The 22,093-nt window shown below is 41.0% G+C and carries 34 protein-coding genes; all 34 read right to left on the reverse strand.

The annotated features are described in order from the left end of the window. Positions 1-12 precede the first annotated feature (12 nt). Positions 13-1,323 carry a preprotein translocase subunit SecY gene (gene secY / locus HMPREF1048_RS09165; protein WP_000465403.1) on the reverse strand — a complete coding sequence of 437 codons (1,311 nt, stop codon included), beginning with the start codon at positions 1,321-1,323 and terminating at the stop codon, positions 13-15. A 12-nt stretch (positions 1,324-1,335) separates the two neighbouring features. Beyond that, positions 1,336-1,776, reverse strand: coding sequence for a 50S ribosomal protein L15 (gene rplO / locus HMPREF1048_RS09170; protein WP_000766087.1), 441 nt, complete (start codon positions 1,774-1,776; stop codon positions 1,336-1,338). A 144-nt stretch (positions 1,777-1,920) separates the two neighbouring features. After that, on the reverse strand, positions 1,921-2,103 hold the full coding sequence (gene rpmD / locus HMPREF1048_RS09175) for a 50S ribosomal protein L30 (protein WP_000057241.1): 183 nt from the start codon (positions 2,101-2,103) through the stop codon (positions 1,921-1,923). 13 nt (positions 2,104-2,116) lie between these two features. After that, positions 2,117-2,611 (reverse strand): 30S ribosomal protein S5, encoded by a 495-nt coding sequence (gene rpsE, locus HMPREF1048_RS09180; RefSeq protein ID WP_000874202.1) that lies wholly within the window; start codon positions 2,609-2,611, stop codon positions 2,117-2,119. Between the two features lie 17 nt (positions 2,612-2,628). Beyond that, positions 2,629-2,985: a 50S ribosomal protein L18 gene (gene rplR, locus HMPREF1048_RS09185; protein WP_000624044.1), complete on the reverse strand. Its 357-nt coding sequence runs from the start codon at positions 2,983-2,985 to the stop codon at positions 2,629-2,631. Positions 2,986-3,068: 83 nt separating this feature from the next. Next, complete coding sequence (gene rplF, locus HMPREF1048_RS09190; RefSeq protein ID WP_000086624.1) at positions 3,069-3,605, reverse strand: 50S ribosomal protein L6; 537 nt, start codon at positions 3,603-3,605, stop codon at positions 3,069-3,071. Between the two features lie 187 nt (positions 3,606-3,792). After that, entirely contained in the window at positions 3,793-4,191 is a 399-nt protein-coding gene (gene rpsH, locus HMPREF1048_RS09195; protein WP_000245504.1) for a 30S ribosomal protein S8, read from the reverse strand. A 284-nt stretch (positions 4,192-4,475) separates the two neighbouring features. Then, on the reverse strand, positions 4,476-4,661 hold the full coding sequence (locus HMPREF1048_RS09200; protein WP_001085697.1) for a type Z 30S ribosomal protein S14: 186 nt from the start codon (positions 4,659-4,661) through the stop codon (positions 4,476-4,478). Positions 4,662-4,678: 17 nt separating this feature from the next. Next, positions 4,679-5,221, reverse strand: coding sequence for a 50S ribosomal protein L5 (gene rplE, locus HMPREF1048_RS09205; RefSeq protein WP_000013542.1), 543 nt, complete (start codon positions 5,219-5,221; stop codon positions 4,679-4,681). Between the two features lie 23 nt (positions 5,222-5,244). Continuing rightward, positions 5,245-5,550, reverse strand: a complete 306-nt coding sequence (gene rplX, locus HMPREF1048_RS09210; protein ID WP_000497691.1) for a 50S ribosomal protein L24 — start codon at positions 5,548-5,550, stop codon at positions 5,245-5,247. Positions 5,551-5,628: 78 nt separating this feature from the next. Beyond that, the gene (gene rplN / locus HMPREF1048_RS09215) at positions 5,629-5,997 is read right to left on the reverse strand and encodes a 50S ribosomal protein L14 (protein ID WP_000616545.1); all 369 of its coding nucleotides are present in this window, start codon (positions 5,995-5,997) and stop codon (positions 5,629-5,631) included. 25 nt (positions 5,998-6,022) lie between these two features. After that, on the reverse strand, positions 6,023-6,283 hold the full coding sequence (gene rpsQ / locus HMPREF1048_RS09220; RefSeq protein ID WP_000440801.1) for a 30S ribosomal protein S17: 261 nt from the start codon (positions 6,281-6,283) through the stop codon (positions 6,023-6,025). A gap of 24 nt (positions 6,284-6,307) precedes the next feature. Then, positions 6,308-6,514 (reverse strand): 50S ribosomal protein L29, encoded by a 207-nt coding sequence (rpmC, locus tag HMPREF1048_RS09225; RefSeq protein ID WP_000772918.1) that lies wholly within the window; start codon positions 6,512-6,514, stop codon positions 6,308-6,310. Positions 6,515-6,523: 9 nt separating this feature from the next. After that, positions 6,524-6,937, reverse strand: a complete 414-nt coding sequence (gene rplP / locus HMPREF1048_RS09230; protein WP_000960946.1) for a 50S ribosomal protein L16 — start codon at positions 6,935-6,937, stop codon at positions 6,524-6,526. Positions 6,938-6,940: 3 nt separating this feature from the next. Continuing rightward, positions 6,941-7,594 (reverse strand): 30S ribosomal protein S3, encoded by a 654-nt coding sequence (gene rpsC / locus HMPREF1048_RS09235; protein ID WP_000529936.1) that lies wholly within the window; start codon positions 7,592-7,594, stop codon positions 6,941-6,943. Between the two features lie 12 nt (positions 7,595-7,606). After that, positions 7,607-7,951: a 50S ribosomal protein L22 gene (gene rplV / locus HMPREF1048_RS09240; RefSeq protein WP_000818137.1), complete on the reverse strand. Its 345-nt coding sequence runs from the start codon at positions 7,949-7,951 to the stop codon at positions 7,607-7,609. Between the two features lie 11 nt (positions 7,952-7,962). Next, positions 7,963-8,244, reverse strand: coding sequence for a 30S ribosomal protein S19 (gene rpsS / locus HMPREF1048_RS09245; RefSeq protein WP_000533766.1), 282 nt, complete (start codon positions 8,242-8,244; stop codon positions 7,963-7,965). 103 nt (positions 8,245-8,347) lie between these two features. Continuing rightward, the gene (rplB, locus tag HMPREF1048_RS09250; protein WP_000512911.1) at positions 8,348-9,181 is read right to left on the reverse strand and encodes a 50S ribosomal protein L2; all 834 of its coding nucleotides are present in this window, start codon (positions 9,179-9,181) and stop codon (positions 8,348-8,350) included. A gap of 17 nt (positions 9,182-9,198) precedes the next feature. Continuing rightward, complete coding sequence (locus tag HMPREF1048_RS09255; RefSeq protein ID WP_001055347.1) at positions 9,199-9,495, reverse strand: 50S ribosomal protein L23; 297 nt, start codon at positions 9,493-9,495, stop codon at positions 9,199-9,201. Continuing rightward, complete coding sequence (gene rplD / locus HMPREF1048_RS09260; protein ID WP_000024547.1) at positions 9,495-10,118, reverse strand: 50S ribosomal protein L4; 624 nt, start codon at positions 10,116-10,118, stop codon at positions 9,495-9,497. The genes HMPREF1048_RS09255 and rplD overlap by 1 nt, the downstream gene beginning before the upstream one ends. A 24-nt stretch (positions 10,119-10,142) precedes the next feature. Next, a complete protein-coding gene (gene rplC, locus HMPREF1048_RS09265) occupies positions 10,143-10,769 on the reverse strand; it encodes a 50S ribosomal protein L3 (RefSeq protein ID WP_000160197.1) in 627 nt (208 codons plus the stop codon). A gap of 81 nt (positions 10,770-10,850) precedes the next feature. Beyond that, positions 10,851-11,159 carry a 30S ribosomal protein S10 gene (rpsJ, locus tag HMPREF1048_RS09270; RefSeq protein WP_001284513.1) on the reverse strand — a complete coding sequence of 103 codons (309 nt, stop codon included), beginning with the start codon at positions 11,157-11,159 and terminating at the stop codon, positions 10,851-10,853. 253 nt (positions 11,160-11,412) lie between these two features. Beyond that, the gene (gene nrdG / locus HMPREF1048_RS09275) at positions 11,413-12,003 is read right to left on the reverse strand and encodes an anaerobic ribonucleoside-triphosphate reductase activating protein (RefSeq protein WP_001064222.1); all 591 of its coding nucleotides are present in this window, start codon (positions 12,001-12,003) and stop codon (positions 11,413-11,415) included. Then, positions 11,996-12,502, reverse strand: a complete 507-nt coding sequence (locus HMPREF1048_RS09280) for a GNAT family N-acetyltransferase (protein WP_000423428.1) — start codon at positions 12,500-12,502, stop codon at positions 11,996-11,998. Before HMPREF1048_RS09280 ends, nrdG begins: the two co-directional genes overlap by 8 nt. Before the next feature lie 43 nt (positions 12,503-12,545). Next, the gene (locus HMPREF1048_RS09285; protein ID WP_000521618.1) at positions 12,546-12,686 is read right to left on the reverse strand and encodes a hypothetical protein; all 141 of its coding nucleotides are present in this window, start codon (positions 12,684-12,686) and stop codon (positions 12,546-12,548) included. 11 nt (positions 12,687-12,697) lie between these two features. Continuing rightward, the gene (nrdD, locus tag HMPREF1048_RS09290; protein WP_000560884.1) at positions 12,698-14,905 is read right to left on the reverse strand and encodes an anaerobic ribonucleoside-triphosphate reductase; all 2,208 of its coding nucleotides are present in this window, start codon (positions 14,903-14,905) and stop codon (positions 12,698-12,700) included. A gap of 119 nt (positions 14,906-15,024) precedes the next feature. After that, positions 15,025-16,563, reverse strand: a complete 1,539-nt coding sequence (locus HMPREF1048_RS09295) for a hypothetical protein (RefSeq protein WP_000118115.1) — start codon at positions 16,561-16,563, stop codon at positions 15,025-15,027. A 254-nt stretch (positions 16,564-16,817) separates the two neighbouring features. Next, complete coding sequence (gene cls, locus HMPREF1048_RS09305) at positions 16,818-18,350, reverse strand: cardiolipin synthase (RefSeq protein ID WP_000877346.1); 1,533 nt, start codon at positions 18,348-18,350, stop codon at positions 16,818-16,820. Positions 18,351-18,489: 139 nt separating this feature from the next. Further along, positions 18,490-18,933, reverse strand: coding sequence for an SP_0198 family lipoprotein (locus HMPREF1048_RS09310; protein ID WP_000210275.1), 444 nt, complete (start codon positions 18,931-18,933; stop codon positions 18,490-18,492). Beyond that, positions 18,930-20,180, reverse strand: a complete 1,251-nt coding sequence (locus tag HMPREF1048_RS09315) for a bifunctional folylpolyglutamate synthase/dihydrofolate synthase (protein WP_000464319.1) — start codon at positions 20,178-20,180, stop codon at positions 18,930-18,932. Before HMPREF1048_RS09315 ends, HMPREF1048_RS09310 begins: the two co-directional genes overlap by 4 nt. Before the next feature lie 204 nt (positions 20,181-20,384). Next, positions 20,385-20,690, reverse strand: a complete 306-nt coding sequence (locus HMPREF1048_RS09320) for a DUF1292 domain-containing protein (protein ID WP_000017620.1) — start codon at positions 20,688-20,690, stop codon at positions 20,385-20,387. Positions 20,691-20,705: 15 nt separating this feature from the next. Continuing rightward, entirely contained in the window at positions 20,706-21,125 is a 420-nt protein-coding gene (gene ruvX / locus HMPREF1048_RS09325; protein WP_004239076.1) for a Holliday junction resolvase RuvX, read from the reverse strand. Positions 21,126-21,128: 3 nt separating this feature from the next. Further along, positions 21,129-21,395, reverse strand: a complete 267-nt coding sequence (locus HMPREF1048_RS09330) for an IreB family regulatory phosphoprotein (protein WP_000507059.1) — start codon at positions 21,393-21,395, stop codon at positions 21,129-21,131. 86 nt (positions 21,396-21,481) lie between these two features. Next, positions 21,482-22,051, reverse strand: a complete 570-nt coding sequence (locus HMPREF1048_RS09335) for an SP0191 family lipoprotein (RefSeq protein ID WP_000725137.1) — start codon at positions 22,049-22,051, stop codon at positions 21,482-21,484. Positions 22,052-22,093 lie beyond the last annotated feature (42 nt).

Raw genomic sequence — 22,093 nt, forward strand, 5'->3', positions numbered from 1 at the left:
CAGTAAATACTTTTATTCTGTTCTATCCATGAAACCAACATACTTACGTTTCAATAGGTAACCTTCCAATTGTTTGATTCCTTCAATACCTGTAGAGATAATGATCAAAAGACTAGTTCCTCCAAAAGCAACTGCTTCTGAAAGTCCGAAAACATCTTTTGCTACGATCGGTAAAATAGAAATCACACCAAGGAAGAGGGAACCAACAGTTGCAAGACGACGAAGAAGTTTAGACATATATTCTTCTGTACCTTTACCAGGACGAACTCCGTGGATATAGGCGCCGCTCTTTTGTAGGTTCTCTGCCGCTTTTTCAGGATTAATCTGTACAAACGTATAGAAGAACGTAAAAAGAATAATCAACAAAGCATACATGGCAATACCAGTTGGTGAAGTTGTTGCCAGCATTTCTTGTGCTGTTCTTACCCAAGCCCAATCATGACCTGTAGCGCTTAAAAACTGAAGAATAGCCGCAGGCGCTGCAGTAATCGAACTTGCAAAGATAACAGGGATAACTCCAGCAGGGTTTACCTTCAAAGGAAGGTAAGAGCTAGATGGAGCACCTTGTGCAACCTTAGTATATTGGATTGGAATTTTGTATTCTGCCTGTTGAACATAAGTTGTAAAATAAATGATCAACAATACAGTAATAATCAAAATGATTACGAAAATGATAGATGAGTTGATACGGCTACTTGGGACGTTCACAAAGTAGTCCACATAGATACCCTGAATCATCTCTGGAATTGAGGCAACAATCCCGGCAAAGATAATCATAGAAACACCATTTCCGTATCCCTTATCTGTAATTTGCTCTCCCAACCAAGTCACAATCATGCTACCAGCTGTTAAGATGATACCAATCATGATAAAGACTTGTGGTGTAAGAGCTGTTTTCAACAATTGAGCTCCAGCCAAAGTATTAAAACCAGCTGTAATCCCGATAGATTGCACAAAAGCAAGAACTAGAGCAATATAACGAGTAGCTTGATTTAATTTTCTTCGACCTACTTCCCCTTGTTTACCCCACTCTACAAATTTGGGTAAAATATCCATTTGCAAGAGTTGGACAACGATAGAGGCCGTAATGTAGGGACTAACACCAAGAGCAAAAACTGAGAAGTTTTTCATGGCATTCCCTGACACCAAGCTCAACATGTTTAAGAAGGATAATCCACTTAAAGCATTCAAGCTATTGGCATTCACACCAGGAACTGTAATACTAGTTCCGATACGAAAGACCAAAACGATAAAAATTGTAAATAAAATTTTTGATCGAACCTGCTTGACTTTAAGAGCTTCTCTTAATAATTTAAAAAACATAGGTCACCTCTCTTAGATGACTTCTACTGAACCACCTTTAGCAGTGATAGCTTCTTCAGCTGATTTAGAGAATTTAGCTGCTTTCACAGTCAATTTCTTAGTCAACTCACCGTTACCAAGAATTTTAATACCTGATTTTTCAGCTTTAACAATTCCTGCTTCGATAAGAACAACTGGAGTAACTTCAGCACCATCTTCAAAGACGTTCAATTGGTCAAGGTTCACAATTGCGTATTCTTTAGCGTTGATGTTAGTGAATCCACGTTTTGGAAGACGACGGAACAATGGAGTTTGTCCACCTTCAAAACCAAGGCGAACTCCGCCACCGCTACGAGCTTTTTGACCTTTTTGACCACGACCAGATGTTTTACCGTTACCTGATGAAGTACCACGACCAACGCGGTTACGTACTTTACGAGAACCTTCTGCAGGTTTCAATTCATGAAGTTTCATTTTTATTTTCTCCTCTTTTGTAAAATGCTAGCGCCGATAAGGGAGAAAAGGTTGTCTCCCCCATCAACTCGCCTATACGACGTCATCATAGATGACTATATCTAGTTTTAGGGGATGGTATAGTGCACATCCCCTAAAAATTCATTAGTTTACTTCTTCAACTGTTACCAAGTGAGATACTGCTGTGATCATACCACGGATAGCAGCGTTGTCTTCTTTAATAACAGAGCTGTTCAATTTGCCAAGTCCAAGTGCTACAACAGTTTTACGTTGTGATGGAATGCGTCCGATTGGAGACTTAGTCAAAGTAATTTTAATTTGAGCCATTTTATCCCCTTTCTTATGCCAAATCAGAAACTGAAATACCACGAAGGGCAGCAACTTCTTCAGCGCGTTTCAATTGTTTCAAACCTTCAACAGTTGCACGAACAATGTTGATTGGAGTGTTAGAACCAAGTGATTTAGATGTAATATCTGCCACACCTGCCAATTCCACAACGGCACGAACTGCACCACCAGCGGCAACTCCAGAACCTTCTACAGCAGGTTTCAACAATACTTTAGCTCCACCGAATTCTGAAAGAACTTCGTGTGGGATTGTTGTTCCAACCATAGGAACTTCGATCAAGTTTTTCTTAGCATCATCTACTGCTTTACGGATTGCTTCTGGAACTTCTTGAGCTTTACCAGTACCAAATCCTACGCGACCGTTGTGGTCACCAACAACAACAAGAGCTGCGAAACGAAGACGACGTCCACCTTTAACAACTTTTGTAACACGGTTGACAGCAACTACGCGTTCTTCTAATTCAACTGCATTGTCTTTAAATGCCATTTTCTAGTGTCCTCCTATTAGAATTTCAATCCGTTTTCACGAGCTGCATCAGCCAAAGCTTTCACACGTCCGTGATATAGATATCCACCGCGGTCGAACACCACTTCTGAAATACCTTTAGCGTTTGCACGTTCTGCAACGAGTTTACCGACAGCAACGGCTTGTTCAGTTTTAGTTCCTTTTGAAACTTCTTTGTCAAGAGTTGAAGCACTTGCGAGCGTTACACCCGCTACGTCATCAATCACTTGAGCGTAGATGCCTGTATTAGAACGGAATACGTTCAAACGTGGGCGATCAGCAGTTCCAGAGAGTTTTCCGCGAACGCGACGGTGGCGTTTTTGGCGGAGTTTGTTTTTATCTGGTTTTGAAATCACAGTTTTCACCTCTTTAGTTTTAAATCGTGTGCTATGCACAAAGTTGGAAAATAGGTTGGTGGTTGAGAATCAACCACTCAACATTATTTACCTGTTTTACCTTCTTTACGGCGAACGAATTCACCAACGTAACGGATACCTTTACCTTTATATGGTTCTGGTGAACGAAGGCTACGTACGTAAGCAGCTGTTTGACCAACTACTTCTTTTGAAATTCCGCTAACAACGATTGTTGTTGGGTTTGGAAGTTCAAAAGTAATTCCTTCTGGAGCTTCAACTTCGTCTGGATGAGATTTACCAACAGCCAAAACAAGTTTAGATCCTTGAAGTTGTGCACGGTAACCAACCCCGCGCATTTCAAGTTCTTTCTTGAATCCTTCTGATACACCAATAACCATGTTGTTCAAAAGGGCACGAGTAGTTCCGTGGATAGTTTTCATTTCTTTTGAATCGTTTGGACGGTGAAGAGTTACTTCAGTACCTTCCACACGGATTTCAATATCTTTTGAGAACTCACGAGTAAGTTCTCCTTTAGGTCCTTTTACAGTTACAACGTTGTCATTGTTAGTGATTTCTACACCAGCAGGCAACACGATAACTTTATTACCAATACGTGACATGTTTATTTTCTCCTGTTAGATTGTCAGGCCAGAACGGCCAGTTTTCACGGGGTTAAATCGATTCCTCGATTTAAAGGAACATTTAGGTTTCAATTTCAAAGTGAATCTAGGCATCATCTCGCAGGCATAACTTTGGGTTAGGCAAGAGACGATAACGAAGAGTCACAAAGAAATTGGGAGCTAAATATTACCAAACGTAAGCGATAACCTCACCACCAACATTCTTTTGGCGTGCTTCTTTATCAGTAAGCAAACCTTCAGAAGTTGAAAGGATAGCAATTCCAAGTCCGTTAAGAACTTTTGGAAGGTCTTCACGTTTTTTGTAGACACGAAGTCCTGGTTTAGAAACACGTTTCAAGTTAGTGATAACTTTTTCACCGTTTGGTCCGTATTTAAGGAATACACGGATGATGCCTTGTTTGTCATCTTCGATGATTTCAACGTTTTTTACAAAACCTTCGCGTTTAAGGATTTCAGCAATCCCTTTTTTGATGTTTGATGCAGGTACTTCAAGTACTTCGTGTTTAGCTTGGTTAGCGTTACGAATACGAGTTAGGAAGTCTGCGATTGGGTCAGTCATAACCATTTTGTTTTTCTCCTCTTACTAGTAGTTTGCAAGTTGCACTTGCTAGTTAATACATGATACAAAGAGCGTAACAGCAAAAGCAAAAATAGGCAATTTGATGCAGGAGCGATGCTCCAAAGAAAATTGGTCTTTTTTGCCAAAGCTGTAGCTCGTGTTCAAATTGGCAAGCCCAACTGAACCCGGGCTAAACTCTGTGTGAAAAAGATAAACTTTCCTATAAACTTCAGTTTCTTCGTCAAGTTTCCTATTTTCACTTAGAGTTTTGACGCCCTTGATATCTTAAATTACCAAGATGCTTTTGTTACACCAGGAATTTGTCCTTTGTAAGCTAATTCACGGAAGCAAACACGGCAAAGTTTAAATTTGCGGTAAACTGAATGTGGACGACCACATTTTTCACAACGAGTATAAGCTTGAGTAGAGAACTTCGCTGGACGTTTGTTCTTAGCAATCATTGATTTTTTAGCCATTAGATTTACCTCCTATATTATTTTGCAAAAGGCATTCCAAGGCCTGTAAGCAATGCACGTGACTCTTCGTCAGTGTTAGCAGTTGTTACGATAACGATGTCAAGACCACGAGTTTTGTCAACGTCATCGAAGTTGATTTCTGGGAAAATCAATTGTTCTTTCACACCAAGTGTGTAGTTTCCGCGTCCATCAAATGATTTTGTTGGAACACCGTGGAAGTCACGTACACGTGGAAGTGAAACTGAAACCAATTTATCCAAGAATTCGTACATACGTTCACCACGAAGGGTAACTTTTGCACCGATCGCAACACCTTCACGAAGACGGAAGCCGGCGATTGATTTTTTAGCTTTAGTGATAAGTGGTTTTTGACCTGAGATAAGTGCCAATTCTTCAGCAGCTTTTTCAAGGCTTTTAGCGTTTGATACCGCTTCACCAACACCCATGTTCAAAACGATCTTATCTACTTTAGGCACAGCCATCACTGATGAGTAGTTGAATTGTTCTGTCAAAGCAGGAACTACTTCATTAAGATATTTTTCTTTTAAACGATTTGCCATTATACTTCTCCTTTCCTTCGTGATTAATCAAGCACTTCGCCTGATTTTTTGTTGTAGCGAACTTTTTTACCGTCTACAAATTTGTAACCAACACGACCAGCTACACCATTTTTGTCCAAAACTTGAACGTTTGATACGTGGATAGCTGCTTCTTTCTCGATGATACCACCTTGAGGAAGCTCGTTAGTTGGACGTTGGTGTTTCTTAACGATGTTAACACCTTCAACGATAACTTTGTTTACTTTTGGAAGGGCAGTAAGGACAACAGCTTCTGTTCCCTTATCTTTACCAGCGATTACGCGAACTTTGTCGCCTTTTTTTACAAACATTAGGTTTCTCCTTGATTTTTCTTACGCCCATAAGGGCACCCTGGAGGTAAATCCAGGGGACTAGTTTGTTTCTAAAAATTAAAGTACTTCTGGAGCAAGTGACACGATCTTCATGAAGCCACCTTCACGCAATTCACGTGCAACTGGGCCAAAGATACGTGTTCCGCGAGGAGTTTTGTCTTCACGGATGATAACTGCTGCGTTTTCGTCAAATTTGATGTATGAACCATCAGCACGACGAGCACCTGATTTAGTACGAACGATAACTGCTTTAACAACGTCACCTTTTTTAACCGCACCACCAGGAGTAGCTTGTTTTACAGATGCCACGATAACATCACCGATGTTTGCAAATTTACGTCCTGAACCACCAAGAACTTTGATAGTCAAGATTTCGCGAGCACCGCTGTTGTCTGCGACTTTCAAACGAGTTTCTGTTTGAATCATTTCAGTTTTCTCCTTTCAGGTTTGATTAGATGATGACCGCTTCTTCAACAACTTCTACAAGACGGAAACGTTTTGTAGCTGAAAGCGGGCGAGTTTCCATGATACGTACGATATCGCCTTCTTTGGCAACATTGTTTTCATCATGAGCTTTGTATTTTTTAGAGTAGTTAATACGTTTACCATAGACTGGGTGGTTACGTTTTGTTTCAACTACAACTGTGATTGTCTTGTCCATTTTGTCAGATACAACACGTCCAACAAGAACTTTACGATTATTGCGTTCCATTGAAATTTCTCCTTCCCTAGTCTATTATTTCGCTTCAGATTGAACTGTTTTGATACGAGCGATTTGTTTTTTAACTTCTTTCAAGCGAGCTGTTTGTTCCAATTGACCAGTAGCAGCTTGGAAACGAAGTTCAAACAATTCTTTTTTCAATTCGTTTTCGCGCTTCGCGAGTTCTTCTTGAGAAAGACCACGAAGTTCTTTAACAAATTCTTTTACTTCATTAAGTTTCATGCCTTCTCCTTATTCTGCTTCACGTTTTACGAATTTACATTTAACTGGCAATTTGTGGCTAGCAAGACGAAGCGCTTCGCGTGCAATCTCTTCAGATACACCAGCGATTTCGAACATCACTTTACCACGTTTAACTGGTGCTACCCAACCTTCAGGTGCCCCTTTACCAGATCCCATACGCACACCGATAGCTTTAGCAGTGTATGATTTGTGTGGGAAGATTTTAATCCAAACTTTACCACCACGTTTCATGTAACGAGTCATGGCGATACGAGCAGCTTCGATTTGGCGGTTAGTGATCCAGTGGCTAGTTGTAGCTTGAAGACCGTATTCACCGAATGCTACTTCTTTTCCACCTTTTGCTTCACCGCGCATTTTTCCACGGAATTCACGACGGTGTTTAACACGTTTAGGTACTAACATTGGTTATTTACCTCCTTTAGTGTTTTTGCGAGCTGGAAGAACTTCACCACGGTAGATCCATACTTTAACACCAAGTTTACCGTATGTAGTATCTGCTTCTTCCCAAGCGTAATCGATATCTGCACGAAGTGTGTGAAGTGGAACAGTTCCTTCAGAGTATCCTTCAGCACGGGCGATATCTGCACCGTTCAAACGACCTGATACTTGAGTTTTGATTCCTTTAGCTCCAGCACGCATTGCACGTTGGATTGCTTGTTTTTGTGCACGACGGAAAGCAACACGTTGCTCCAATTGACGAGCAATACCTTCACCTACAAGGTGAGCATCCAAATCAGGTTGTTTGATTTCGATGATGTTGATGTGTACTTGTTTTCCAGTCAATTTGTTAAGTTTTGCACGGAGTGCATCAACGTTAGCACCACCTTTACCGATTACCATACCTGGTTTAGCAGTGTGAAGTGAAACGTTAACTTTGTTTACTGCGCGTTCGATTTCAATAGTTGAAACTGCTGCGTCAGCAAGTTCTTTTTGAACGAATTTACGGATTGCAAGATCTTCATGAAGGTAATCCGCGTATTCTTTTTCAGCATACCATTTGGCATCCCAATCACGGATGATGCCGACACGCATACCAATTGGATGTACTTTTTGACCCACGATTTTACCTCCTTATTTTTCTGCAACAGCTACAGTGATGTGAGCTGTACGTTTGTTGATTGGCGAAGCTGAACCTTTCGCACGTGGACGGAAACGTTTCATAGTTGGTCCTTCGTTTGCGAATGCTTCAGATACTACCAAGTTAGCTTTATCCAAACCAAAGTTGTTTTCAGCGTTAGCTACAGCTGAGTTCAAAACTTTCAAGATGATTTCAGCAGCTTTGTTTGGAGTGAATGTCAAGATTGCGATTGCATCGGCTACGCTTTTACCACGGATGTTATCAAGAACAAGACGTGATTTACGAGGTGAAACACGTACTGTACGAGCCATTGCTTTAGCTGAAGTAATTTCTGCCATTTATGTTCTCCTTATTTTCTACGTGTTTTCTTGTCGTCTGCAGCGTGACCTTTGTAAGTACGAGTTGGTGCAAATTCACCAAGTTTGTGACCTACCATGTCTTCTTGGATGTAAACAGGTACGTGTTTACGTCCGTCATAAACTGCAATAGTGTAACCAATGAAACTTGGGAAGATCGTTGAACGACGTGACCAAGTTTTAATAACTTTTTTCTTTTCGTCGTTAGCTTGAGCTTCAACTTTTTTCATCAAATGCTCATCGACGAAAGGTCCTTTTTTAAGACTGCGTCCCATTTTTATATTTTCTCCTTTAAATGTTGTACCACAGCGGCTTGCGCTCACATGGAGCGCTACCGAGCTGGCGGATTTACTAGTTGCTTAAGCGACTAGTTTAATATTATTTCTCGTTGCGACGACGAACAATAAGTTTGTCAGATTTCGCTTTCTTGTTACGAGTTTTAAGACCAAGAGCAGGTTTGCCCCATGGAGTAGATGGTGCTTTACGACCAACTGGTGCTTTACCTTCACCACCACCGTGTGGGTGATCGTTAGGGTTCATTACAGAACCACGAACTGTTGGGCGAATACCTTTCCAACGGCTACGTCCTGCTTTACCAAGGTTTACAAGTCCGTGTTGTTCGTTTCCGACAACACCAACTGTAGCACGGCAAGTTCCAAGAATCATACGAACTTCACCTGATTGAAGACGAACAAGAACGTATTTACCTTCAGAACCCAATACTTGAGCAGATGCACCAGCAGCACGTACCAATTCACCACCACGACCTGGTTTCAACTCGATGTTGTGGATCAAAGTACCAACTGGGATGTTAGCAAGTGGAAGAGCGTTTCCGACTTTGATATCTGCTTCTGGACCTGAAACGATACGTTGACCAACTTCAAGACCTTTTGGAGCGATGATGTATGCTTTCACACCGTCAGTGTAGTGTACAAGAGCGATGTTTGCAGAACGGTTTGGATCGTACTCGATTGTTTTAACAACTGCTTCAACGTTGTCTTTGTTACGTTTGAAGTCAACCAAGCGGTAGAAACGTTTGTGTCCACCACCTTGGTGACGAACTGTGATACGACCGTTGTTGTTACGACCAGCCTTGCTCTTCAATGCAACAAGCAATGATTTTTCAGGAGTGCTTGTTGTGATTTCAGCGAAATCCAAAGAAGTCATATTACGGCGACCGTTTGTTGTTGGTTTATAAACACGAATTCCCACGATATTTCCTCCTTAGATTATTCAGCTTCAGCAGCAAACAACTCGATTGCTTTAGAATCAGCTGTAAGTGTGATGATAGCTTTTTTAGTTTTGTTAGTAAAACCAGTGTAACGTCCAACACGTTTAGCTTTTGGTTTTACGTTGATTGTGTTAACGTTGGCAACTTTAACACCTTCGAAAGCAGCTTCAACAGCTTGCTTGATCAAAAGTTTGTGTGCACGAGTGTCAACTTCAAATACATATTTTCCTGCTTCAAGTTGAGCCATTGAGCTTTCAGTGATGACAGGTTTTTTGATAACATCATACAAATTCATTATGCAAGAACCTCCTCGATTTTAGAGATAGCTGCTTGAGTAACAAGAAGTTTGTCACTATTTGCGATGTCAAGAACACTTGCAGTTGTAGCAGTCGCAACTTTCACGTTTGGAAGGTTACGAGCTGAGAGAGCTGCGAATTCGTTTCCTTCTTCAAGAATAACAAGGACTTTAGAATCGATGCTCAAAGCTGCAAGAACTTTTGCAAATTCAGCAGTTTTTGGAGCTGTAAATTCAAGAGAATCAACGGCTACAAATTTATTTTCAGCAACTTTTTCTGAGTAAACAGATTTAAGCGCAAGGCGACGAACTTTTTGAGGAAGTTTGTACGCATAGCTACGTGGAGTTGGTCCGAAGACGATTCCACCACCACGCCATTGTGGAGAGCGGATAGAACCTTGACGAGCACGTCCAGTTCCTTTTTGACGCCATGGTTTGCGTCCGCCACCTGAAACAGCTGAGCGGTTTTTAACTGCGTGAGTTCCTTGACGAAGGCTAGCACGTTGGCTGATGATCACATCAAACACAACAGATTCATTTGGTTCGATACCAAAGATTGCATCATTAAGAACAACTTCGCCCGCTTGTTTACCAGTTTGGTCGAATAATGTTACATTTGCCATTTTGACTGTATTCCCCTTTCCTTATTATTTACCAGCTTTAACTGCTGATTTGATAGTGATAAGAGATTTCTTAGCACCTGGTACGTTACCTTTGATAAGGATAACGTTCTTTTCTGGAACAACTTGTACAACTTCAAGGTTTTGAATTGTTACACGGTCGCCACCCATACGTCCTGCAAGGTTTTTACCTTTGAATACGCGGTTAGGTGCAACAGGTCCCATAGAACCTGGACGACGGTGGTAACGAGAACCGTGAGCCATTGGTCCACGTGATTGTCCGTGGCGTTTGATAACACCTTGGAAACCTTTACCTTTAGAAGTACCAGTTACGTCAACAACGTCTCCAGCTGCGAATGTTTCAACTGTGATTTCAGCACCAACTTCCAAGCCTTCAACGTTTTTGAATTCACGAATGAAGCGCTTAGGAGCCGTGTTAGCTTTCGCTACATGTCCTTTAGCAGGTTTGTTGCTCAATACTTCGCGTTTATCATCGAAACCAACTTGGATAGCGTTGTATCCGTCTGTTTCAACAGTTTTAACTTGAAGAACAACGTTTGGAGTTGCTTCAATAACTGTTACAGGGATCAATTCGCCAGCTTCAGTGAAGATTTGAGTCATTCCCACTTTTTTCCCTAAGATTCCTTTTGTCATGAGAAAATAGTTCCTTTTCTATATTTTTTATTCAAAAAGTTTTTAACGAGCGTTTTTTATGCTCAAATATCAAACTTTAGATTAAAGTTTGATTTCTACGTTTACACCACTTGGAAGATCCAATTTCATCAAAGCATCAACTGTTTTTTGAGTTGGGTTAACGATATCGATCAAACGTTTGTGTGTACGCATTTCAAATTGTTCGCGAGAGTCTTTGTATTTGTGAGTCGCACGAATGATTGTGTAGAGGCTACGTTCAGTTGGAAGTGGGATTGGACCCGCAACTTGTGCACCTGTACGAGTAGCTGATTCTACGATTTTTGCAGCCGCTGTATCAAGCGTACGATGTTCGTAAGCTTTCAAACGGATACGGATTTTTTTGTTTGCCATCTTTTTCTCCTTTTCGTCTATTTAAGATAATAGGCTAGCTCCACAAGAAAACCGACGCGGTGTTGCGTGGCAATGCAACCGAGCGTGTCGCAACCTCTTGCATCAAAGCTAAAGCTGTAATTTACAGCACCATAATAGAATAACACAAAGCCCCTGCGATTGCAAGGGATTTGTTGCTGTTTTTTAAATTTTTTAACATGAAAATGTTTTCTTTTTTGATAGGTCATTTATTTAACTATTTTATGGAAGAAAGTTAATCTCTCTTCACCTGTTCATAGCTTTCTTTTCCATCATTGAGTTTGTCCCAAATCACTACTTGCCCACTTTTGAGAGATTTTTGCACATCGATAATTCGTTGATTGGACGAACCTCGAAACTGGAGCATGAGATTTCTCTTAGTTCGGTCGTATCGTCCATCGACAAGAATGTCAATCAATGATAAGAGTTCCAGTTTATCTGGGGTCTCCAACATCATTTCTTCCCATGTATAGCCCGTCCATGACCAGACGTCCTTGTCTGGCAATTCCTTTCGAATGCGCTTAACGAGCGGCAAAAGAATACCCGTATTGAGAAAGGGCTCCCCTCCCAGCAAGGTCAAGCCTTGAACATAAGGTTGAGCGAGATCTGCCATGATCTGTTCTTCTAATCCTGCTGTATAGGGAATGCCAGCATTAAAAGACCAAGTCGCAACATTATAACATCCCTCGCAGTGAAACATACAGCCTGATACATAGAGAGAGTTACGCACGCCTTCTCCATCTACAAAGTTAAAGGCCTTGTAGTCAATGATACGACCTTGACTAAGTTCCTCGCTTTTCCATTCTTGTGGTTTTGGATTATTCATTCGCTACCTCTATCCAATAACGCTCGACTCCATTACGAGCATCCTCAAATATTCCACCATTTGCTAGAATGACTGCTCTACTAGCAGGATTATTCACACTACAGGTCACCAGAGCTTTCTTGATGTTCTTTTCCTTAGCGACTTGCAAGCCCTGACGGAGAGTTTCCTTAGCATAACTTTTCCCTCTTTCAGATGGACGAATAGAGTAGCCAATGTGGCCAGCATAATTCAGTAAATCCTCATTCAGCCTTAATCGCAGATTCAAAAATCCTAGAGCACGACCTATATCATCAAATGATACAAATTGAATAGAAGGAACACGATTTTCAGGCAAGTTTATTCCCATCTCTTTTTGCATATTTGTTTCCAACCACTCTTCATACACAAAGTTCTCTGTATCCCAAAATCCACCATCATGGGCTGATTGGCTCTTTTCAAACTCTGCCATCATGTCTAAAACTGTTTCTTTATCTGATAATCTTGGTCTGCGTAATTCCATCCTTACCTCCCACTATGAGAAAAGCGAGAGCTGACTCTCACTTTTATTTTTTCTTATTCTTATTTAAAAATTGTTCTCTGAGGTTGAGCAAGCGTTCTTTTTTACCAGCTCCACCTTTAGAGTGTTTCTCGTGATAACGGGTCACTTGTGCGCGACCCTTATCGTCTAATTGATATTTCCCCATCTCATTTCTTTCTAATTTGTTACTTGATGGCCAGCTATTTTAATCGTTGAGCCATTCATATGTTTGACACGCGCAGCGATTTCCTTGTGACGTCCATTAACCATCGGACGCGCTTGAGGATTACCTAGGTAGCCACAAGTTCGTTTGACCACATCTACTGTTTTAGGGTCGCTATTGCCACAGTTTGGACAAGCAAATCCTCTTTCAGTTGGTTCAAAATCCCCTTCAAAATCACACTTGTAGCAACGGTCAATCGGAGTATTGGTGCCTAGATAGCCTACACGGTCATAGGCATAGTCCCAGACAGCTTCCAAGGCCTTTGGATTTTGCTGAAGAACTGGATACTCACAGTAGTGGATAAAACCACCTGACGCACCTGCTTCTGGATAGACTTTCTCAAAGTCCAATTTTTCAAACGGTGTTGGATTTTTACGAACATCGTAGTGGAAAGAGTTAGTGTAGTATTCCTTATCTGTGATATCAGGAATAGAGCCGAACTTGTCTGTATCTAGTCGGCAGAAACGGTCTGTCAAGCTTTCGGACGGTGTTGAGTAGATAGAGAAATGGTAGCCATATTGGTCAGACCACTCTTCTACACGGCGTTTCATATCACGAATGATATCCAGCGTGAATTCCTTAGCATCTGGATTGCTTTCCCAGCTGTTACCAAAGAAAACAGTCGCTACTTCATACAAACCGATGTAACCCAGCGAAACGGTTGCGCGACGATTCTTAAAGAGCTGGTCAACACTTTCTTCTTTACCTAAACGATGGCCAAAAGCACCGTACTGATAAAGGATAGGAGCATTCGCTGACGTCGCCTCTTTAGTGCGTTCGACACGATAAACAAGAGCATCTTCAGCGATATTCATCCGCTCGTTGAAGATTTCCCAGAACTTATTCATGTCGCCCTCAGACTCAAGAGCAATACGAGGCAGGTTAACCGTCACAACACCCAGATTCATACGACCCGAATTGACTTCTACACCATTTTCATCCTTCCACCCTTGAAGAAACGAACGGCAACCCATAGGCACCTTAAAAGAACCTGTCAAGTCAACAATCTTATCGTAAGACAAGACGTCTGGGTACATCCGCTTGGTTGCACACTCAAGAGCCAACTGCTTAATGTCGTAGTTGGGAGTCCCTTCTTCCAAGTTAAGACCTCTTTTCAGAGTAAAAATCAGTTTAGGGAAGATAGCCGTACGATGTTCTGAACCGAGGCCCTTAATTCGAATGTTTAAGATAGCTTTTTGAATTTCACGTTCAAAACGACTAGTTCCTAGACCAAAGCCTAGAGAAGTAAAAGGTGTTTGTCCATTTGAAGTAAAGAGAGTGTTGATTTCATACTCGAGAGATTGCATGGCATCGTAGATGTCTTTTTGGGTTTTCTTCCAAGCATAATCTTCCCGTTTTTCAGGCAAGACCCATTCTTCTGCATCTTTGAGATGTTTTTGGTAATTCTTCTCTGCGTACGGCGCCAAAACTTCATCGATACGGTCGGCTGAACAGCCTCCATACTGGCTAGAAGCAACGTTGGCAATGATTTGGGAAATCTGAGCTGTCGCAGTCTGAATAGACTTGGGACTCTCTACCTCCGCATTCCCAATCTTAAAACCATTTTCCAACATACCTTTAAAATCAATCAAACAGCAGTTGGTCATAGGCGTATAGGGACTGTAGTCCAAATCGTGATAGTGGATATCCCCCTTTTGGTGGGCATTGGCTACGTGCTTAGGAAGCATTTGCAGTCCGATTGATTTCCCAACAATCCCTGCTGTCAAATCACGCTGAGTGTTAAAGACATCGCTGTCTTTATTGGCATTTTCGTTAACAACTGCCTGATCTTTATTGAGAAGCTTATGGATACTAAAGTTAATATCTGTCGCTTTTGAGCGCTCAAAATCCCTCTGTGTCCGGTAAGTAATATACTCCTCAGCCAGAGCATATTCTTTTGCTTCAAGGAGTTCATGTTCTACGATATTTTGGATTTCATAAATCTTAACTCCCTGCGGAAAACGACTATGAATTTCTGTGACAATTCGCTCGGTCAGAGCATTTAGGCGTTTTTCAACCAAGGGTGTCACATCCATAACCTTGTCAGCCGCCTTGTGGAGAGCCTTGTCAATCTTGTCCACATCAAATACAACACGTCTCCCATCTCGTTTTTCAACGAAGAGAGTTGGTAAGGTTATAATTTTTTCTTCTAGTGCAATCATATGCATGCTCTTTTCTAAAATGTTCTTTCTAAAATGTATTATACCACTCTAAAAAGAAAAATCAATATCTTGTGTTAAAAATCCTAAAATTTTTAAAAATACACAAGATATTGATTTAGTTATTTGATTTTATAGACTTTGAATTCTGAGTAATCTGTCTTTACTGGTTGGTAATTTTCTTTCAAAATTGTTTCCACTTCAGACCAGACTGCTACCTTATCGTTCACCACAATCACCTTAGGTTGTTTTTCTTTCAAGTCATTGAGTAGCTTATTCCGATTTTCCTCAGTTGCTGTATAGTGCATCGGGGACAAAATAGCCGATGGCGACAAGCGCTCACTCTTACGATAAAGAGTTGCAGTATCATCCCATGCATAGATAGCATCTTCCGTACTTGTCTCCTCTTTCACAAAATCAGCAAGACGATCACGTTCTTGATAAGGTACTGGATAAAGGACAAATCTCATCAAAAAAGGAACTGCCAAAAGATATAACAAAGTTAAAATGGGTAGGTAAAGATTTCCTTTAGTATAGCGATGCCAGAGACTAACAGGCTCTTCTCTGCGTCTTCTTCTAACGCTACGACCACTCTGTTGCCCCTTGATATTGGACACTAAAAGCAGAAGAAAGACAGGGAAAATGAGCATCAAACGGGATGCGTGTAGGGGATCCTGTGTAAAGAAAATCACTACCAAACCTAAAATTAGGAACAAACTCGCAGGCACCGAGATGACATATAGTTTAGAGGATTTAGATTGAAAGAGACCTAAAAAGATAAAAACCAAAACTCCCATGCCAAGAGCCAACAACCCGTAAAATAAAACATTTTCTAACAATGCCGAAACAGAAGTCAAACGAATGGAATGAATTGGATACAAAATTCCACTAATCGCATCCTCAAAACTTCCTGTTGCAACACTATAGTAAGCAGTTGGATAAAAGACCAGTGAGAAACCTAAAGCCACTGCAAGAAACTGATAAAATCCATGTGCAAAACGTCTATGCCCAATGTTAAAGACCAACAAGCCTAAACTCACTACAGCAATAAACAGGAGCGATGCCAAGGGAGCAAAGAAAAATCCACCCGCCAAAGCCAGCCCAATCCGTACAAATCCCTTATCATGGCTTGGATTGCTTAGGTAAGCAGCAACTAAACTAAAGGCCGCGAATAAGAAGGGAAGCGCTAAAAGAGTCGCATAACCTCCACCAAACGCAAGACCTGTAACTAGCATATAAAAAATAGTCACCAGTTGTCCAGCTTGGTCTCCTTGCTCTGTCAAGGTGTCTGCCGATCGAAAGAGGAAAAATCCTCCTGCTACCAAGGCTAACCACTCAAAAATGGCAAAGAAAAATCCGCCCTGAGTCACGTAAGTCAGCAAATAATAAAGCAAACCTTGACTTCCATAATAGTCGCTGTAAATCTTCCCTGTCTGATGAAGGGCCCAACCTGCATAAAAATCCTGCACTTCCTGTGCACTCATTAAATCGAGTAATAGCGGTACTCCTAGAGTTATCCCTGTTACAAGCGTACTCCATAGTAAAATTTTTACCAAAGGAAGACGACTTGATTCACGATAATGCGATTCTTGTTCGATTTGGTATTCTAGAGGTTCACGATTCTCCTGATAAACTTCTTCTACTCTACCATACACACTCATATCGTTTCTCCTATTCAATTTATCTGTCTTAGTATATCAAAAAGTCCTAGGATTGTCAGCTTGCGATGGGTGTTTGAGTGATTTTTTGTATAGTTTCACAAAGGTTTCAATTTCTCGAAATCGGTGTAAATGTGTCTGTTTAAATGTCATGATATAGTTCAATTCTTTCTGGGTCAGCATCTTTCCTCCTACATCTTCTTATTCGTAAAAGACAAGAAAAAGAGGACTGGTTTGTGTCCTCAGTCCTAGATTTCTTATAAGATAGGGGCGAATAACTGGGCGATTTCTTTTACAAGCTTTTGATACCAGCTATTTTTTATCGTATGAGGGAAAATTTCTTGCGATGCTGAAAAAATCTCTTGAAAATCTTTTTGAATCTCAGCGATTGATTCTGTTTTATATAGCAAGACTGCATTTTCATAGTGGTGAAGCAAACTTCTATAATCTAAGTTAATGGTCCCAACTGCAACAAAGTCCTTATCCACTAAGATTTGTTTACTGTGGATAAAGCCTGGACTATACTCAAAAATCCTTACTCCTGCTGACAACAAATCCGGATAGGCCCCTCTTGTGATGAGTTGGATTAATTTCTTATCTGGAATGAAAGGGGTCACAATACGGACATCAACACCCCTCATGGCCGCATTTTTAATACTCTCTGTTAAGTCATAGTCAATAATCAAATAGGGCGTTGTGATATAGACTGAATCAGTGGCCTGATTAATCAAACTTTGATAGACTTTTTTCCCTACCTGGGCACGGAAGATGGGCTTGGGTCCACTACCGTAAGGAATGCAGAGCCCTTGGCCAGAACAAGGCTGATTTTCCAAGTGATACTGGTCAAAATCGCTGATTTCCCCACGATTGATATACCAAGTCATCAAAAAGAGACGGGTGAGAGCCTTGACACCAAGACCATCTATGCGAATCCCACTGTCCTTCCAGTAGCCAAAGCGTTCTACATGATTGATGTACTCATCGGCTAAGTTAATGCCTCCTGTATAGGCTACCTGACCATCTATGACAAGGATTTTACGATGGTCCCGATTGTTGTAAGCCACCGTCAAGCGAGGAACCACCTTGTTAAATTTATGGGCTTCAATTCCTCGACTACGAAGTTGAATAGTATAGTCTCCAGGCAAAGTTGCCATACAGCCGATATCATCATAGAGCATCTTGATCTCTACACCTTGAGCTGCCTTTTGCTCTAGTATGTCTAGTATGCTATTCCACATCAGACCTTCTTCGACAATATAATACTCTAGAAAGATAAACTTTTCAGCTTTCTTGAGGTCTTCCAACATATATTGCCACATGCTTTCACCCGAAGAAAAGAATTGTGAGTCTGTTCGATCATAGACATCGGCGTTACTATCCATACTTAACAAAGATTTGATAACTCCGTAAGCCGCCTTATCCTCTTCCTTCAATTTCTGGCGGAGAGCTTTGCTATTATCCTCCCGAAAATGCATAGAACCAAGTTTGTCCAACTGCTTGATTTCTTTTTTGGATAATCGTCTTTCACCAAACATCAGATAGAGCAAGGGGCCAATGACCGGAACAAAAGTCACCACTAACCACATTACCTTGCTTTCAGGCGCCATGGAACGATTGACAATCGCTACGATAGTCGCCATACTCATGAAGATTAAGAGAACAACCCAAAGAATAGGGGCCATACGCCCTAAATAAAGAAAGAGACCAAAAACAAGACACAGTTCAAGCAGCATAATCGAAAGACTAAAACCATACTTGGACATCAATAATTGAAATTTTCTATATTTCATATCCCCTCCTTGATAGTTTGAATGATAAAAACAGGTAATTAAAACTAGTATAACTCAGGTATTCGGTAGAAGGCAAGTATTTATAATCATTTTTCTGAGCAAAAGCAAAAGAGACTAAAAAATCCAGTCTCCTTCTAGTCTATTTTGATAAAACAATGCGATCAGACGCTTCTCTATCCATATCGTCGATAATCATCTGACTGCCATTGATTGCATAAATCTTGACATCATCCCCAATCCCAATAATCATTCGTTGATTAGCGGCATCAAAGCTAACCTGCTTGATTTCTTGTTCCCCATCAGTTTCTACCTGTATCCAGGTGCCAGTTGTTCCAGTTACCACTAAAGTGATACGGTCTCCTTCGTCCTGACCAGTATAAGTTCCATCAATATTAGTTGGTTGAGCCTCAGGCGCATTCTGTGAAGAACTTGTCGTTGCCCGGTTTGTATTTTCTGTGGAAGATGAAGCAGCAGATTGTGATTGCTGAGTTTGTTGTGTTTGCGGTTGAGCTGCTGGTTGTTGAACCTGTTGAACTCTTTGTGAACAAGCTACTAAGAGACTAAGACTTACTAAAGTGGTCAACTTATCTGCTCATGCCCCAGTATGTGGCTCCGTACTTCTGAGATAAAATAGAGAGACCCTGTAATGAATAACAAGTCCTTGGTATCGGCTCTTTCTTCAAAACTGCTGATAAATTCTCGGTAAGAGGGAATTACATGGTAACCTGTTACATCTGTCTCGTCCAGAGAACCTTGATAGTCAAAACCAGTCACCTTGAGTTCCACCTGAGTCAAATTTTCAGTCAGATAACCTAACATCCCTTGATAATCCTTACGTTTCAAGGCTCCAAATAGGATTTGAGGATGATATCCTTCCCGCTCTTTTTCTTTGATAAACTCAACCAAGCGAGTCAAGGCAGGAAGGTTATGAGCACCATCCAAGTAAATCTGAGGACGAATACGCTCCAAACGGCCAGCCCAATGGGTCTTCTCCAAAGCCTGTCTTACAACCTGCTCATCAACAACTTCCTTTCTTTCTCCCATAAAAAGAAGAAAAGTTTGCAACGCCAAGGCCGCATTTTCCTGCTGATAAGTTCCTTCCAATCCTATTTTCAACTGCGAAAAAGTTCCCAAAGAACTTGAAAAATCACCATTCAGCATTGAAAAATCCTGACCTGCCTGATAAAGGTCAACAGCTAAAGATTCGGCTTTTTTCTGACATACAAGCCTAGCTTCTGAAGGCAACTTAGCAATCACTGCCTTTTTACCAGCCTTAAAAATACCAGCTTTCTGCTCTGCGATTGCTGCTATACTGTCACCCAGAGTCTCCTGATGGTCAAGTCCGATGGAGGTAATGACAGCAATCTCTCCAGTTACCACATTGGTTGTGTCAAGTAAGCCACCAATTCCCACTTCTAGTAGAACCAAATCCACCTCTTGCTCTCTAAAATAAAGAAAAGCAATCAAGGTCAGCAATTCAAAAAAGGACAACTGGTCATGAGTTTGCAGAAGCATTTTTTCCATCTCCTTGACCTGCTCAGCCAAACGGATGAAGTCTGTGTCTGCTATAGGTTGCCCATTAATGCAGATTCGATCATTAATAGAGACGATATGAGGGGAGGTAAAGGTCGCAACTTTTTTGCCATGTCCCATAAATAACTCCCTCATAAAAGCAATGGTAGATCCTTTTCCATTAGTTCCTGTTACGTGGATAATAGGATAAGACTTCTCGGGATTCCCCAACAAATCCACTGCTTGCTGCATTCGGCCTAAACCTGACCTAAAATTCAAACCAATCCGACTATGAAGCCATTCTTCCACTTCAAACATACACATCTCCTTGACAAAAGTCTAATCAATTATCTAGTAAAATTCCGTAGATAACAAAAAATGAGGTCAGGATTTTCGTCCCGACCTCTTACCTGGTTAGCTAATCACTAGCTACTATGAAGTTAACGTGGGGTAAAAACATCCACTGGATATGCCTGCGTTTCTATTTTCTAGCGCAGGGCTAAACACGTCCACTGGACGTGTTTACTCCTCCATAAAGCTGTTGAAGACTTCTTCAATCATGTTCCATTCGTCTTCTGAGTCTTCTGGGATTGGTTGCAATTCACCTTCTGTTCCATCTTCGTTTTCGATGAATGAGTAAGCTTGGATTTCAACTTGTCCGTCTTCGTCTTCTTCTGCGTTAACTGGCACTAGAAGAACATAGTTTTTACCAAATTCTTCTTTTCCGTCAATGGTCAAAAGGATTTCAAACAAGGTTTCATTTCCTTGCTCATCTACTAGTGTGATTAGTTCACGTTCTTCGTGGTCGTGGTTATGATCGTGTGACATAGCCTCTCCTTTATATTAAAATTTTCTATCTAAATAATTTTGTAAAATCAGCTGAGCTGCTAACTTATCAATGACTTTCTTGCGCTTGTTACGGCTAATATCTGCTTGTTCAATCAACATGCGCTCTGCGGCAACTGTTGTCAAGCGTTCATCTTGATAGTCTACTGGTAAACCAAAAAGCTCTTCTAGCTTTGCTCCGTATGCTTGACTAGCTTCCACGCGCGGTCCGCTTGTATTGTTCATGTTTTTAGGCAAACCCACTACAAATCGTTCCACCTTATAAGTATCAACCAACTCCTTAACGCGGTCAAAACCAAATTGGCCTTGCTCCTCATTGATTTGGATGATTTCAAGTCCTTGAGCTGTAAAACCGAGCGGATCACTGATGGCCACCCCTACCGTTTTTGAACCGACGTCCAATCCCATAATTCTCATAGGTTACAGATCGACTCCTTGTCCTTTAAGGTAGTAGCGGACCAATTCCTCAACGATTTCATCACGCTCATACTTACGGATTTGATTTCGTGCATTATTATAACGAGGAACGTAGGCAGGGTCTCCACTCAATACGTAGCCTACGATTTGGTTAATTGGGTTGTAGCCCTTATCGTTCAACGAAGCATAGACATCAGTCAAAGTTTCGCTAATTTCTTTTTTATTGGAATCGTCCAATTTAAAACGTACTGTTTCTTCAGTAAATCCCATTCTAACACCCTCTTTCCTTAGAATAGTACCATTATAGCATAATTCCTTACGTTCTACAATTCAGGCAGTCTATTTATTTGGATTTTCTACTGTTCTGTCGCGCCATTTGCCAATCTGTCTGAAATATATTTGCTTGGTTCATTCTTCAAGAGATTTTCTAAACCAATGTTCTTCAAATATTCCAACTGAGAAGCCTTTTTGACGTCCAAAACTTGAAAATCATAACTAGTCGTTGTTTGAAGTTCTGTTGCACTCAATAGTTTAGTTTCAAGCTTAAATCCTGCTAATTTACGAGCTTCTACGATGGATTCGTCTTTCTCTTCCGCCTCGAGAAGAGCTTTTTGAGTTTCTTCCACTCCATGTTGGTCAATATAGGTTTTCAACTCATCAGAGACTGGACGCTTTTGTTGAATGCTTAAGCTCAAAAAAGTCTTGTCTTTGTAAGTAATGGTTTGAGTTTGCTGGCTGCCATCATCTGATTTCGGCAAAACCAAAGTCTTGGTTACAACTGTATTCTTCTCAGCATTTTCAATAACTGGCAATGCCGACTGAAGCGTATCCTTTTCTGTTTTTGTAGCTGGTCCAGTTTCTTTTTTCTGTCCACAACCAACCAGGACAAAAAGGAAAGCTAGACTAACAAGAACAATTTTTTTCATTTCTTCCTTCTTTCTTTTTTCTTTTTTAAATTAAAATAAGAC

It is taken from the genome of Streptococcus mitis SK575, assembly GCF_000257865.1.
Classification (GTDB): domain Bacteria; phylum Bacillota; class Bacilli; order Lactobacillales; family Streptococcaceae; genus Streptococcus; species Streptococcus mitis_CQ.